Source organism: Kitasatospora sp. NPDC003701 (assembly GCF_053587085.1).
In genome coordinates this window covers 40,845-53,878 of the sequence record NZ_JBSFNM010000064.1, presented here as the reverse complement: position 1 = coordinate 53,878, position 13,034 = coordinate 40,845, and the positions used below count along the sequence as shown (strand labels likewise).

Sequence of the window (13,034 nt, the reverse complement as noted above, 5' to 3'; positions counted from 1 at the left end):
GAGCGGCTCTCCGGCCTGCGGGACACCGTCCCGGTCGGCAGCACCCTGCCGATGAAGGCCGGCTCCGCCGCCCAGGTCCTGCTGGCCTGGGAGGAACCCGAGCGGCTGCACCGCGGCCTCCAGGGCGCCCGGTTCACCGCCACCGCGCTGAGCGGCGTCCGGCGCCGCGGCTGGGCCCAGTCCATCGGCGAACGCGAACCGGGCGTGGCGTCCGTCTGCGCACCCGTCCGCGGCCCCTCCAACCGGGTGGTCGCCGCCGTCTCCGTCTCCGGCCCGATCGAGCGCCTCAGCCGGCACCCCGGGCCGCTGCACGCCCAGGCGGTCATCGAAGCGGCCCACCACCTGACCGAGGCGCTCCGCCGGGCGTGACCACCGAGGCCCGGCCGACGGCGCTCCCCGACCGTCAGGCCCGGCCGGCGGCCTTCTCTCCCCCCGACCGTCAGGCCCGGCCGGCGCCCGCCTCCCGGCCCGGGCGTCCGGTCACCAACGGTGCCACCGGTCGTAAACGGGCGGTATGCGAGCATATCCGCCATGCTCAGCACACCCCCGCCCGACCGGGGCACCGGCTCCCCCGCCGATCCGCGCCGCCGCCTCCTGCTCGAACTCGGCGCGGGCCTGTTGAGCGGAGGCCTGCCCGTCCACGACGTGGAGGAGGAACTGCGCAGGCTCGGCCGGGCCCTGGGAGCGCCCGACGTCCGGGTCGCCGCCCTGACCACCGGGCTGTTCGTCGCGCTGAGCGCGGACGAAGCCGCCGCGTTCGAGCCGGTCGGCGCCGCCCTGCGGTTCGAGCAGACCGCCGACCTCCTCGACGTGGTGCACCGGCTGCGTACGGGCGCGCTCGACGGGCACCGGGCACTGCGCGACCTGGACGCGATCCGCCGGGCGCCGGCCCGCTGGCCCAGCTGGGTCGCGGACCTCGGGATGCTGCCGGTCGGCGTGGGGCTCTGCCTCTACCTGCAACCGGTGGCGGTGAACGTCCTCGCCTCCGCGGTCGGCTCACTGATCGTGGTGGGCCTCACCATGACGGCCCGCCGGGTGCCGCCGCTGCGGCCGCTGCTGCCGGTCACCGCCGGCTTCCTCGTCTCCGTCCTCGTCCTCGGGGCCGCCCGGGTCGGGCTGCTGGACGGACCACTGCGCACGATCGTCGCCACCCTGGCCATCCTGCTGCCGGGTGGCCTGCTGGTGACCGGGCTGTCGGAGATCGCCGCGGGCGCGGCCAGCGCGGGCACGGCCAGGCTGATGTCCGGCGCCGTCCAGCTCGCGCTCTTCCTCACCGGCGTGGTGGCCGCCGCCACCGCCACCGGCGTGCCCGCCTCCGCCCTGGCCAACACCCAGGTGGCCACGCCCGGCCGGTGGCTGGTCTGCCTGGGGCTGGCCCTCGCGGTGGCCGGCGTCGTGGTCAACGTCAATGCCCCGCTGCCCGCCATCCCCTGGATCGTCGCGGTGATCGCGGTGACCGCCGCCGTCCAGGTCGCGGTGACCTCCACCAACGGCGCGGCGATCGGCGGCCTGGCCGGCGCCGTCACCGCCGCGGCCGCAGCCACCGTCGCGCACTGGCTGCGGCGCGGCTCGTCCTGGCAGGTGCTCTACCTGCCCGCCTTCTGGATCGTGGTGCCCGGCTCCTTCGGCCTGCTCAACACCGCGCAGATCGAGGTGGGCGACGGGGCGCAGGCCGTACTCACCGCCGTGTCGGCCCTGTTCGGCGTCTCCGTCGGCACCCTGATCGGCTCGGTGATCAGCCGCGTGCCGAGCCCGACGGCCGCCCTGTCGCGGCGCCGACCCTGAGTCGGGCGGGCACCGCGGGCACGAGGAGTGCGGCGAGCGCTGCGAGCCCGCCGGACGCCGCGGGCGGGCCGGGCGAACGCCCCGGGCGGGCCCGCCGCTCCCTCACGAGCCGGCGGTGGCCGCCTCCAGGGTGGTCGCCATCACCGGGCTGGTGAAGGTGTTCGTCGCGTTGCCCGAGGAGGGGTGGTAGGAGCCCCACTTGAGGTAGTTGCGGTCGCCGTCCCAGGTGGTGCCCTTGAAGGTGCCCGAGCCGGTGGTGAAGGTCTGCTTCACGCCGTCGAACCAGAAGTCGATGGTGCCGTCGGTGCGGCCCAGCCGGATCTTCAGCGCGTAGGAGTGCCACTCGTTGTTGGCGGTCGGCGCGGTCCACAGCGTGTGCGCGACGTGCTCGGTGTCCCACTCCTGGAGGCGGATCCGCCCGGTCGTCGCGTCGATCTCGATCGGGTGGTTCGCCGTGTCGGTGCTCGGCGAGCACTTGAGCTGGAAGACGTAGCGGCTGTTCGAGTCCTTGATGTCCACCTTGGACGACCAGCCGAGGTAGAAGGTGGAGCCCTCCTTCAGGTCGGGGCCGACCGTCTCGCAGCGCTCCTCCCCCGCGGCCTGGAACGCCCGCCACACACTGCCCTTGGTGGCGTCCTTGACGACGCCGAAGTTGCCCGCGGCGCACTGGACGGCGTTGAAGGAGGACGGGCCCTTGCCGGTGCTCGGGGTCCACAGGACCTTGCCCGTCGCGGCGGAGCTGCTGGCGGTGGCCGAGCCGAAGGAGATCGCGAACGTCGTGAGGGCCACGACGCCGGCGGCGGTCCTGCGGTGGTGGGACAGAAGGGACATGCCTCTCCCGGGTGTACGAGTGGCCGGAACGGACGCCGTCCGGGCCGTTCGGCCCGGACGCAGGGACCGATTCGACCACCTGACGACCCGTGGGGCCAAGCGGGCCGACCGACAGCGGCCCTTTCGGGCACTTCCACCGGTCGGCCGCGGGCACCCGGGCGATGACCGCTCGGGCCGGACGCCGCCGCCGGGCGTACCGCTACCCGGCGCGCCGCTGCGCCCCGCCCGGCTCCCCCGGGTCCTCGGCGCCCGTGTCGTAGGAGGAGGTGCCCTCGTCCAGCAGCGGCTCCTGCGTCTTGAGGTGCGCGGGGGCCAGCGCCCGCAGCACGTGGTAGCCGGTGATGACGACCAGGGTGCCCAGCGCGATGCCGCTGAGGCTGAAGGTGTCGGTGAACTTCATGGTGACGTTGCCGATGCCGATGATGATGCCCGCGGCGGCCGGCACCAGGTTCAGCGGGTTGCGCAGGTCCACCCGGGCCGTGGTCCAGATCTGCGCGCCGAGCAGGCCGATCATGCCGTACAGGATGACGGTGATGCCGCCGAGCACCCCGCCGGGGATCGCGGCCACCACGGCACCGAACTTCGGGCAGATGCCGAACAGCAGCGCGAAGCCGGCGGCGGCCCAGTAGGCGGCGGTGGAGTACACCCGGGTGGCGGCCATGACGCCGATGTTCTCCGAGTACGTGGTGTTCGGCGGGCCGCCGACCGCGGTGGAGAGCATGGAGCCGACGCCGTCCGCGGAGATCGCGGTGCCGAGCTTGTCGTCCAGGTTCCGGCCGGTCATCTCCCCCACCGCCTTGACGTGCCCGGCGTTCTCCGCGACCAGCGCGATCACCACGGGCAGCGCCACCAGGATCGCGGACCACTCGAAGGACGGGCCGTGGAAGGCGGGCAGGCCGACCCAGTCCGCCGAGCCGACGCCCGACAGGTCCAGCCGCCAGTGGTCGGTGAGGTGTCCGCTCGCGTCCACCGAGTGGATCCGCCCGAAGATCCGGTCGAACAACCAGGAGATCGCGTAGCCGAAGAGCAGCCCGAGGAAGATCGCCACGCGCGACCAGAAGCCGCGCAGGCACACCACGGCCAGCCCGGTGAACAGCATCACCAGCAGCGCCGTCCACTGGTCCTGCGGCCAGTAGGTCGAGGCGGTGACGGGCGCGAGGTTGAAGCCGATCAGCATGACGACGGCGCCGGTGACGATCGGCGGCATCGCGGCGTGGATGATCCGCGCCCCGAACCGCTGGACCGCCAGGCCCACCAGGAACAGCGCCACGCCCACCACGAACACGGCGCCGGTGACCGTCGCGCTGGTACCGCCCTGCGCCCGGATCACCGCGGCCACGCCGACGAAGGACAGCGAGCAGCCGAGGTAGCTGGGCACCCGGCCGCGGGTCGCCAGCAGGAAGATGACGGTCGCGACGCCGGACATCATGATCGCCAGGTTGGGGTCGAGCCCCATCAGCACGGGAGCCACGAAGCTCGCGCCGAACATGGCCACCACGTGCTGGGCGCCGAGCCCCGCCGTTCGGGGCCAGGAGAGCCGTTCATCGGGGCGGACGACCGCTCCCGGTGCGGGCGTACGCCCGTCACCGTGCAGCTTCCAGCGCACGCCGAGATCCATGTGGGGGTTCGCTTTCTCTGTACTTCCGGGGGGACTGTCCGCACCATTCTCACGGCCGACGGGCCTCCCGCACGTCACCGCCCCCGCCCCGACCTGCACACTCGCGCGGCGGGGGCCTGTGGCCGGCCGGACCTCCGGGGCGGCGCGCTGATCGCGAACCCCGCCCTGCCCCGGCCCGGCCCGCTGCCCGCCGACGTCGGCCGCGCCGCCGCCGAGCGCCTGCTGGACGCGGGCGCCGACCTGATCCCGCTCGGCCGTGCGTTCCTGGCCGACCCCGACCCCGACCCGGTCACCCGGCTGCGCACGGGGGCACCGCTCAACCCGGTCCGGGACGCGCACCTGGTGTACGTGGGCGGCGAGACGGGCTGCGCCGACCACCCGACCCTCGGTCGAACCGCCCGGCGGGCGCCGTCCTGCCGTCGGAGCGGGCGCCGGCCCGGCCGTCGGAGCGGGCGCCCGTCAGAGCAGGCCCTCGTCCGTCCCGGCCGGCCGGTCGGAGCCCGCCGGGAGCAGTTCGTCGACGCGGTGGGCGACCTCGTGGTGCAGGGCGTCGCGCACGACCCGGACGGCGGGGTGGGTCACCGCCTCCCGCCGCACGGCCAGGGTGATCGGCAGGCGGATGTCGACCTCGTCGGGCAACAGCCGCCGCAGCCGGGCCCGTCGGGCGAGGAAGGCCGGCAACACACCGACGCCGGCTCCCAGTCGGGTGGCTTCGAGCTGGGCGAAGACGTTCGTGGAGGAGAACGCGGGGGTGACGCCCGGCAGATGACGCTCGATGTCGAGGTCGCCGACCTGGAGCATCGACTCGATGTAGAAGATCAGCGGATGCTCCCGCAGCTCGGCGACCGAACCGGGCGGCCCGCACCGCGCGAGGTACTCGTCGCTGGCGTACAACCCCAGCGCGTAGTCGGTGAGGTGCTCGGTCACCAGCCGGCTCCGCGGCGGCCTGCCGATGACCAGGGCGAGATCGAAGCCGGCCGGACGCAGGTTCAACTGACGCGTGGCCGTGATGAGTTCGGCGCGCAGCCGGGGGTGCCGCCGGCGCACCCGGGCCAGCGCCGGGGTGGCGAAGACGGTACCGAAGCCGTCCGGGGCGCTCATCCGGACGGTGCCGTGCAGTGACGGCGCCTCCTGACCGGACACCGCGTCGACGACGCGGACGAGGGCGTCCTCGATCGCGCGGGCGCTCTCGGCGACGGCCTTTCCCGCGTCGGTCAGGCCCCAGCCCTCCGTACCGCGCTCCATCAGCCGCGCCCCGAGGCTCCGCTCCAGCGCGGTGATGCGGCGGGACACGGTGGTGTGGTCCACCCCGAGCGCGTCGGCCGCGCTCACCAGGCGCCCGGTACGGGCGACCGCGAGCAGGTACCGCAGGTCGTCCGCGCGGAGCGTACGCGGATCGAGGCTGCCGCACTCCGTCCGCGGAGACGGGGCCGGGTCGTCACCGGCCGGGCGGGAACGGGAGGCCACCGGATCAGCGTATCTGCATTCGCGCACACCCCGTCTGCACGATTGGCGCTTGAACGCACGACCGCGCGGGCGCCACAGTCGGAGCACCGTCGGCCGGCATACCCGGCCGCCGTTCCTCCCAGCGTCGAGGGGTACCCCATGGTTGCCGGCCTGTCCCTGCCCCGGATCGTGCGCGTCGGCCGCGGCGCCGCCGAGGAGCTGGGCGACGTCGTCGCGGGGCTGGGGCTGAGCCGCCCCCTGCTCGTCACCGACGCGTTCCTGGTCGGGACCGGCGCGGCGGAGCGCCTGACGGGGACTCTGCTCCGGGCCGGGCTGAGCCCGCGCCTGTTCTCCGGCACCGTGCCCGACCCGACGACCGACTCGCTGACCCCGGGCCTGACCGCGCTGCACGACCACGAGGCGGACTCGGTCGTCGGGTTCGGCGGCGGCAGCCCGATGGACAGCGCCAAGGCCCTCGCCCTGCTGGGAGTGCGGGGCGGTCGGATGCGCGACTACAAGGCGCCGCACGTCAACCTCGGACCGGCCCTCCCGGTGATCGCCGTCCCCACCACCGCCGGCAGCGGTTCGGAGGCGACCCAGGTCACCGTCATCACCGACAGCGACACGGACGAGAAGATGCTCTGCATGGGCCCGGCGTTCCTGCCGCTCGCCGCCGTGGTCGACGCGGACCTGACCGTCTCGATGCCGCCCCGGCTGACCGCCGACACCGGCATCGACGCCCTCACCCACGCCGTCGAGGCGTACGTCAGCCGCAGGGCCAACCCCTTCTCCGACGGCCTCGCCCTCGCCGCGATCGGCACCATCGGCCGCCATCTGCGCCGCGCCTACGCGGACGGCTCGGACACCGGCGCCCGCGAGGCCATGATGCTCGCCGCGACCCAGGCCGGCATGGCCTTCTCGAACTCCAGCGTCGCCCTCGTCCACGGCATGAGCCGCCCGATCGGCGCCCACTTCCACGTCGCCCACGGCCTGTCGAACGCGATGCTGTTCCCCGCGGTGACCGCCTTCTCCGTGCACGCGGCACCCGGCCGGTACGCCGACTGCGCCCGCGCCCTGGGAGCCGCGACCACGACCGACTCCGATCGCACGGCCGCCGCCAAGCTCGTCGACGCGCTGCGCGCGCTCTGCCGCGACCTGGCCGTCCCCACGCCCCACGCCCACGGGATCGACCCGGACGCGTGGGCCCGGCTGACGCCCCTCATGGCCGAGCAGGCCCTGGGGTCCGGCTCCCCCGCCAACAACCCCGTCGTGCCCACCGCCGACCAGATCCGGGACCTCTACGCCCGGATCTACGCCTGAACCCGGCCGCCCGCCCGGCGACGACGTCCCGCGTGACCGGTCCGCCCACGCTCCGCGGCGCCCGCCCGCCGGCGCCGCGAACTCGGCGGCCGCCCACGCGGAACGCCCGGCCGGAGAACCCGGCCGGGCGCCCGCGCGCACCGCTCGCGGCCCGGTCGAACCGGCCACGTGCGGTTGCGGCTAACCGAAGCCGCGGGCGTCCTGCTTCAGCGCGGTGTCCACGGTCAGCGCGGTCGCCACGACGAGGCTCAGCAGCGGGTCGCTGAGCGGGCGGTGGATCTGGAGCACGTAGTTGTCGGCCGTGGTGAACATCGTCTTCGCCAGGCCCTCCCAGGTCTTGGTGATCCGGGCGACCTCGGTGTCCGTCTCGTCGACGATGGAGAAGTTCCAGGCCCGCCAGTTCTCCGCCTTGACGGCGCCGATCTTCTGCCCGCCGACCTCCATCGCGAAATTGATCTTCCCGATGGCGTTCTGCTGGACGATCTGGCCGACCTCCTGGCCGTTCGGACGCTGGACGACCACCCGCGACTTGATGAACTTCGCCGGGCGGGTCAGCAGCAGCACCGGGGTGCCCTGCGCGTCACGGATCTCCAGCTTGTGGGTCAGGTACTGGTCGAGGGAGGTGAGCAGCCGTATCACCTTGCGCAGACCGCTCTGGCCGACCTGCACCACCGAGCCCAGCGTGGCGCCCTGCTGGTCGAAGACCGAGTACTCGTTGGTGAGCTCGATCAGCTTCGCCTTCTGGTTCACCACCAGGACGGGCTCGGAGAAGAGGGTGCCGCCGCCACCGGAGACCGGTCCGACGCCCGCCTGCTGCTGTACCTGGCGCTGCACCTTGGCGGAGTCGCCGGCCGGAGCGGCCGGCTGCCCGGGGAAGCCGGGGGTGTTCGTGTTCTGGGACATGGCGGGCAGGCTAGGCTCAATCCTCGGTGGGTAGCCAGATCGTTTCGCACGGTCCCGGTCCGTCCGGGACTCCGGTTACGGCTCCGACCTGCGGATTCGGGTCCTTCGGGCGCCAGTTGACCGATCTTCGACGGCCGGGGTGTGACCGATGTCACGCCCGGGGCCGGTCCCGGCGCCCCGGCTGCGAGCCGACGCCCCTCCGGCTCAACCGGCGGCCCCGGTACGGGCGTACCGCCCCGGGGTGGTCCCCACGACGCGCCGGAAGTGCCGGGTGAGGTGCGCCTGGTCGTAGAAGCCGACCGCGGTCGCGACCTCGCCCGGTCGCCGCCCGTCGAGCAGCAGCCGGCGGGCCAGGTCAACGCGGCGGCCCGTCAGGTACTGGTGCGGCGCGATGCCGAAGGCGGCACTGAACGCGCGGACCAGGTGCGTCGGGTGGGCGTGGAGCAGCCGGGCCGCCTCGTTCAGACCGGGGGCGTCCAGGAGCCGCCCGTCGAGGAGCTCCCGCAGCTCCCGGGCGACCGCGTGATCCACCCGCTCGGACCGGGCGGCCGCCGGCCTGGGCCGCAGATGCCCGCGCAGCCGCTCGGCGACGAGGGCGAGCCGGCTCTCCGCCTCGAACTCGTCGCCCCGGCGGGCGAGTACCGCGTGCAGTTCCCCGACGCGCCGGCGCAGCAGGGGATCGGTGAGGTCGGGGCCGTCCACCGCCGGGCCGATGAGGCTCGCGTCCAGCTGGGTCAGATCGAGGTAGAGCACCCGTTTGCGGAAGCCGTCGGCCGTGGCGGGCGAGCCGTTGTGCGGCACCTGCGGCGGCAGCAGGCTGACCGTGTCGCTCGGCGTGCCGCGTTCGTGGCGGTCCAGGTCGTAGCGGACCGCCCCGTCGTCGACGATCAGCAGCGTCCAGGCGTCGTGGACGTGCATCGGATAGGCGTGCTCGACGAATCGGGCGTGGAAGACCTCCACGACGCCGGCGACGGACGGGCGCCAGGCGGCGACCTCCTGCCGGGGCATCATGCCAAGAACGTACAAGACCGGGAGCAGGCGCACCCGCGAGTCTCACATCATGACAACCACGACCACGGACGATGTCGCACCGGTCCGCTTCGACACCAAGATCGCCGTCCTGCTGCGCGACGACCTGCAGCCCTGGCAGCGGCTGAACGTGACCGCCTTCCTGGTCAGCGGCCTCGGCACCGCCGTGCCCGAGGTGGTCGGCGAGCCGTACGCGGACGGCGACGGCACGGCGTACCTGCCGATGTTCCGTCAGCCCGTCCTGGTCTTCGAGGGGGCGAAGGAGGTCCTCACCGCGGCGCACGGCCGGGCGCTGTCCCGGTCGCTGCCCGTCGCCGTGTTCACCTCGGACCTGTTCGCCACCGGCAACGACCGGGACAACCGGGCGGCCGTCCGGGCCCTCGGCAGGGACCGGCTCGACCTGGTCGGCATGGCCGTCCACGGGCCGCGCAACGCGGTCGACAAGGTCCTCAAGGGCGCGCGGATGCACCCCTGAACCCGGACGCCCCGGGCCGGGTGCTCGGGCCGGGAGCATCCCCGGCCCGGGCGTGAAGGCGCCGGGGCGTGGAGGTCCCGGGGCGTGGAGGCCCCGGGGCGTGAAAGCCCAGGGGCCCGGGACGCTCCCGGGGCGTCAGGACCACAGCCGGTCGCCCAGGGAGGTGCCCTCCGGGGCGCCGGGGAGGACGTAGGCGACGGCGGAGGCGGTGTGTTCGATGAAGGGGTTGAGGGCGTCACGGGCGGCCAGGCGGTCCTGGACGCGGGTGAACTGGCCCGGGTCGCGCATGAACGCGCAGAAGAGCAGGCCCCGGTCGCCGGGGGCGTCGTCGTAGCTGTAGCCCCGGCGGAGCATGCGGGCGCCGCCGTCGAGGCGGGGGCCGGTGAGGCGGACGTGGGCGGCGGCCGGGATGACGTAGGCGCCGTCGGGGTGCTTGGCGTAGAGGTCGGGCTCGTCGTGCTCGGCGGTGCCGGTCAGCGGGGCGCCGTCGCCGGCCCGGCGGCCCATCGCGAGGTCCTGCTGCTCCTCGGGGAGCGCGGCGAAGGCGGCGGTGTCCATCCGGATCCGCCGGTAGACCAGGACGGTGGCGTTCTCGTGCGGCCCCGGCGGGCCCCAGACCCACTGTCGGGCGGCGTCCTCGTCCGGGTTGGCGGTGCCGTCCTTGAAGCCGAACAGGTTGCGGGGAGTCGCGCCCGGCTCCGTCCCGGGCAGGAAGCCGGACTGCGACCAGCGGGGCGCGGCCCCGGCGGCCAGGGCGGCCGTGGTGGCGAGTTCGGCGACGACGGCGAGCGTCCAGTGGTCGGCGGCGCAGAGCTGCAGCAGCAGGTCGCCGCCGCTGCGCGCCGGGTCGAGGCGGTCGCCGGGGAACGGCGGCAGCTCGGCCAGTCCGGCGGGGACGGCGAGGCCCAGCCGGGCGGCGAGGGCGGGGCCGAGGCCGACCAGCGAGGCGAGCCGGGTGGTGCCGTGGGCCCGCAGGCGCGGGTCGGACGAGGGGCCGGACCCGGCCGTCGCGGCGGCGAGGGTGCGGGTCCAGGTGGTGAGGAGGGTGCGCAGGGCCTCCCGGTCCGCGGCGGCGGAGGTCGGCGGGAGGTCGAAGGCGACGAGTTTCGTCGCCGGGAGTTGAGTACCCGTCAGGCCGGACTGCCGGGCGCCGTGGAAGGGGGCCGGCGCCTCGGGCGGCGGACCACCGGTCGCGGCGGCGCGCCCCGGTGAGCGGTCACCGTCCGCCAGCTCGCCGGCCGCCGCCCCGACACCGGCGGCGAGCACCGCGCCGGCCGCCAGCAGTGCCCGTCGCCGCCCGAGTCCGGGCGCGGCGGGCGGGCTCGACGGCGGCGCGTTTTCCGGTTCGGTGGGCATGCGCCCTATTGGAGACGATAGAACACATGCCATGCAAATCACCTTGCCTGACTGCCGGTCAGCCCTCAGGTCCGTGGCGACCGCGACCGCCCTGGCCGTCGTCGCCGCCCTGGCCGCGGGGTGCTCCTCCGCGGGTCCGGCCTCCGACGACGCCAGGCATCCGGCCGGGAGCGTGGTCCGCGTGCCGGAGGACTTCCCCACCGTCCAGCGGGCCGTGGACGCCGCCCGCGAGGGCGACACGGTCCTGATCGGACCCGGCACCTACCGCGAGAGCGTGCGCGTCACCAGGCGCAACGTCGTGGTGCGCGGGACGGACCGCTCCGCCGTGGTGTTCGACGGCGGGCTCAAGCTGGCCAACGGCATCACCGCCACCGGCCCCGGCTCGGTGGTGGAGAACCTCACCGTCCACGGCTACCTGGCCAACGGCGTCCTGTTCACCGGCGTCACCGACGCGAAGCTGCAGCAGCGCGGCGCGGGCGGCTCCGCGTACGACCCGCTGGACACCGCCCGCTTCCCGCCCGTGGAGGGCTTCCGCGCGACGCGGGTGACGGCGTACAACAACGGCCTGTACGGCATCTACGCCTTCGACGCGCGTGCCGGCGTGATCGAGGACTCCTACGCCTCCGGACACGCCGACTCCGGCATCTACGTCGGCCAGTGCAAGCCCTGCGACACCCTGGTGCGCGGCAACACCGTGGAGCGCAACGCGGTCGGCGTCGAGCTGACCAACGCCTCGGACGGCCTGTCGATCCTGGGCAACCGCGTGGCCGGCAACCGGGTGGGCGTCACGGTCAACTCCAACGACCTGGAGGCGCTGGCCCCGCAGCACGGCGCGGTGATCGCGGGCAACGTGGTCGTCGACAACAACGCCGCCGACACCCCCGAGCAGGCGGACGGGGGCTTCGGCATCGGCATCGGCATCGGCGGCGGCACCGCGAACCGGGTGGAGCGCAACCTCGTCCGGGGCAACCGGGCGGCCGGGGTGATCGTCACCGACCCGCCGGGACACCCGGCGAGCGGCAACCGGGTCGAGGGCAACCAGGTGGACGGCAACGGCGCCGACCTGGTGCTCGCCTCGGCCGACCCCGGCAACTGCTTCGGCGGCAACCGGCCCGCCACGCAGAGCCCGGACGGGCTGGAGGCCGCGGCGGGCTGCGGCGGCCAGGGGCGCGGGCCGCTGCCCGCGGGCCGCACGGCTCCGGTGCAGGCGCCGCCCGGTGTCCCGTTCAGCCGGGTGCCGGCGCCGCCCGCCCAGCCGTCGCTGCCCGACCCGACGGTGCCCGGCCGCCCGGCGACCGGCCTGCCGGGGGCGGTGGACCCGGGGGCGTACCCGCTCCCGACGGACGCCGGCGCGCTCCCGGCGCAGCCGGCCGGGTGAGGGGCGACCGGGGCGCGGGCGGCGCGACGGGCCGCCGGGGCCGGCAGCGACGGCTGCGCGGGCGGCGCCGGGGTCAGCCGGGCCGGGGTCAGCCGGTGAGCCAGGGCGCCTCGGGCAGCCTGGCGCCGGCGTCCTGCCCGGCGAACTCCACCGTGGTCGGGGTGCCCAGACCCGGCATCCGCATCGTCATCCGCCGCAGCGTGCCGTCGCCGTCGACCCAGTAGGTCAGCGGCGACCGCCCGCCGTCGGGCGCCGCGCCCTGGGCGCGCGGGCCGGCGAACCGGTCGTAGGTCCGGCCGTCCAGTCGGTCGCTGCCGAGCCAGCGGGCCCCGGACTGGGCGAGCAGCAGCGGGTTGTCCGGCCGGTCGGCGCCGAGCTGGACCAGGAGTTGGAGCCCGGCGTCCAACGGGTCCGCCGTGTAGGTGCGCGGGGACCAGCCCTGCCGGGGGACGCGCTCGGCCTGCTGCCAGGCCGGGCCGTCGGCGCCGGCCGGTTCGGGGGCGAGTCCGAGACCGCCGGCGTCCCAGACGACCAGGCCGTGGTCGAGCGGGCCGCTCGCCCCGGTGACCCGGTAGCGGCCCACGCCCCGGCGGGTGCGGTAGTCCACGACGCCCTCGACCCGGACGTCGACGCCCCCGCCCTCGGCGGCGGTGAGTACCACCGTGACCGGGCTGGCCTGGAACAGGTTCAGGCGCGACAGGGCCAGCCGGGAGGCCTCGTCGACGGTCACCGCCCGCTCCCCGGTCCCGTCGGCGACGGTCCGGTAGGCGACGACGCCGCCCGCCGCGACGGCGCACGCCACGAGCGCGACCGCGGTCCTGAGCCGGACGGCCCGGCGACGCGGCCCTCGGGTGTCGGCCGCCGCCCTCCGGGGCCCCGCACTCCGGCGCTCC

General features: G+C 75.2%; 11 protein-coding genes and 2 pseudogenes. 6 read left to right on the top strand and 7 right to left on the bottom strand.

The window, feature by feature from the left end; genetic code table 11:
* Both ACWDRR_RS37065 and ACWDRR_RS37060 read left to right on the top strand, forming a co-directional pair.
* A partial coding sequence (locus ACWDRR_RS37065) for an IclR family transcriptional regulator domain-containing protein (RefSeq protein WP_449776673.1) occupies positions 1 to 369 on the top strand: 369 nt, incomplete at its 5' end.
* 162 nt (positions 370 to 531) lie between these two features.
* A complete protein-coding gene (locus tag ACWDRR_RS37060) occupies positions 532 to 1,785 on the top strand; it encodes a threonine/serine exporter family protein (protein ID WP_449776672.1) in 1,254 nt (417 codons plus the stop codon).
* 102 nt (positions 1,786 to 1,887) lie between these two features.
* Here the strand turns inward: ACWDRR_RS37060 and ACWDRR_RS37055 are convergent, their stop codons facing one another.
* Together ACWDRR_RS37055 and ACWDRR_RS37050 are read right to left on the bottom strand one after the other, a co-directional pair.
* The gene (locus ACWDRR_RS37055) at positions 1,888 to 2,616 is read right to left on the bottom strand and encodes a heparin lyase I family protein (protein ID WP_449776671.1); all 729 of its coding nucleotides are present in this window, start codon (positions 2,614 to 2,616) and stop codon (positions 1,888 to 1,890) included.
* Positions 2,617 to 2,815: 199 nt separating this feature from the next.
* Positions 2,816 to 4,234, bottom strand: coding sequence for a uracil-xanthine permease family protein (locus ACWDRR_RS37050; protein ID WP_449776670.1), 1,419 nt, complete (start codon positions 4,232 to 4,234; stop codon positions 2,816 to 2,818).
* Positions 4,235 to 4,375: 141 nt separating this feature from the next.
* Between ACWDRR_RS37050 and ACWDRR_RS37045 the strand changes: the two are divergent.
* Positions 4,376 to 4,621, top strand: a pseudogene (locus tag ACWDRR_RS37045) (alkene reductase); the annotation flags it as partial.
* 72 nt (positions 4,622 to 4,693) lie between these two features.
* Here ACWDRR_RS37045 and ACWDRR_RS37040 read toward each other — a convergent pair.
* Positions 4,694 to 5,701: a LysR family transcriptional regulator gene (locus ACWDRR_RS37040; protein ID WP_449776669.1), complete on the bottom strand. Its 1,008-nt coding sequence runs from the start codon at positions 5,699 to 5,701 to the stop codon at positions 4,694 to 4,696.
* Positions 5,702 to 5,839: 138 nt separating this feature from the next.
* Here ACWDRR_RS37040 and ACWDRR_RS37035 point away from each other — a divergent pair, with 138 nt between their 5' ends.
* Positions 5,840 to 7,000 carry an iron-containing alcohol dehydrogenase gene (locus tag ACWDRR_RS37035; RefSeq protein WP_449776668.1) on the top strand — a complete coding sequence of 387 codons (1,161 nt, stop codon included), beginning with the start codon at positions 5,840 to 5,842 and terminating at the stop codon, positions 6,998 to 7,000.
* A gap of 180 nt (positions 7,001 to 7,180) precedes the next feature.
* On the opposite strand, the pseudogene ACWDRR_RS37030 reads toward ACWDRR_RS37035, so the two are convergent.
* A pseudogene (locus ACWDRR_RS37030) lies at positions 7,181 to 7,873 on the bottom strand (phospholipid scramblase-related protein); the annotation flags it as partial.
* Positions 7,874 to 8,107: 234 nt separating this feature from the next.
* Positions 8,108 to 8,914, bottom strand: coding sequence for an AraC family transcriptional regulator (locus tag ACWDRR_RS37025; RefSeq protein WP_449776667.1), 807 nt, complete (start codon positions 8,912 to 8,914; stop codon positions 8,108 to 8,110).
* Positions 8,915 to 8,963: 49 nt separating this feature from the next.
* On the opposite strand from ACWDRR_RS37025, the gene ACWDRR_RS37020 reads away from it, so the two are divergent.
* Positions 8,964 to 9,407, top strand: coding sequence for a DUF2000 family protein (locus ACWDRR_RS37020; RefSeq protein ID WP_449776666.1), 444 nt, complete (start codon positions 8,964 to 8,966; stop codon positions 9,405 to 9,407).
* 135 nt (positions 9,408 to 9,542) lie between these two features.
* On the opposite strand, the gene ACWDRR_RS37015 is transcribed toward ACWDRR_RS37020, so the two are convergent.
* The gene (locus tag ACWDRR_RS37015; protein ID WP_449776665.1) at positions 9,543 to 10,763 is read right to left on the bottom strand and encodes a Dyp-type peroxidase; all 1,221 of its coding nucleotides are present in this window, start codon (positions 10,761 to 10,763) and stop codon (positions 9,543 to 9,545) included.
* Positions 10,764 to 10,836: 73 nt separating this feature from the next.
* On the opposite strand from ACWDRR_RS37015, the gene ACWDRR_RS37010 reads away from it, so the two are divergent.
* Positions 10,837 to 12,141: a right-handed parallel beta-helix repeat-containing protein gene (locus tag ACWDRR_RS37010; RefSeq protein WP_449776664.1), complete on the top strand. Its 1,305-nt coding sequence runs from the start codon at positions 10,837 to 10,839 to the stop codon at positions 12,139 to 12,141.
* 88 nt (positions 12,142 to 12,229) lie between these two features.
* On the opposite strand, the gene ACWDRR_RS37005 is transcribed toward ACWDRR_RS37010, so the two are convergent.
* Complete coding sequence (locus ACWDRR_RS37005) at positions 12,230 to 12,943, bottom strand: hypothetical protein (protein ID WP_449776663.1); 714 nt, start codon at positions 12,941 to 12,943, stop codon at positions 12,230 to 12,232.
* Positions 12,944 to 13,034: the final 91 nt, after the last annotated feature.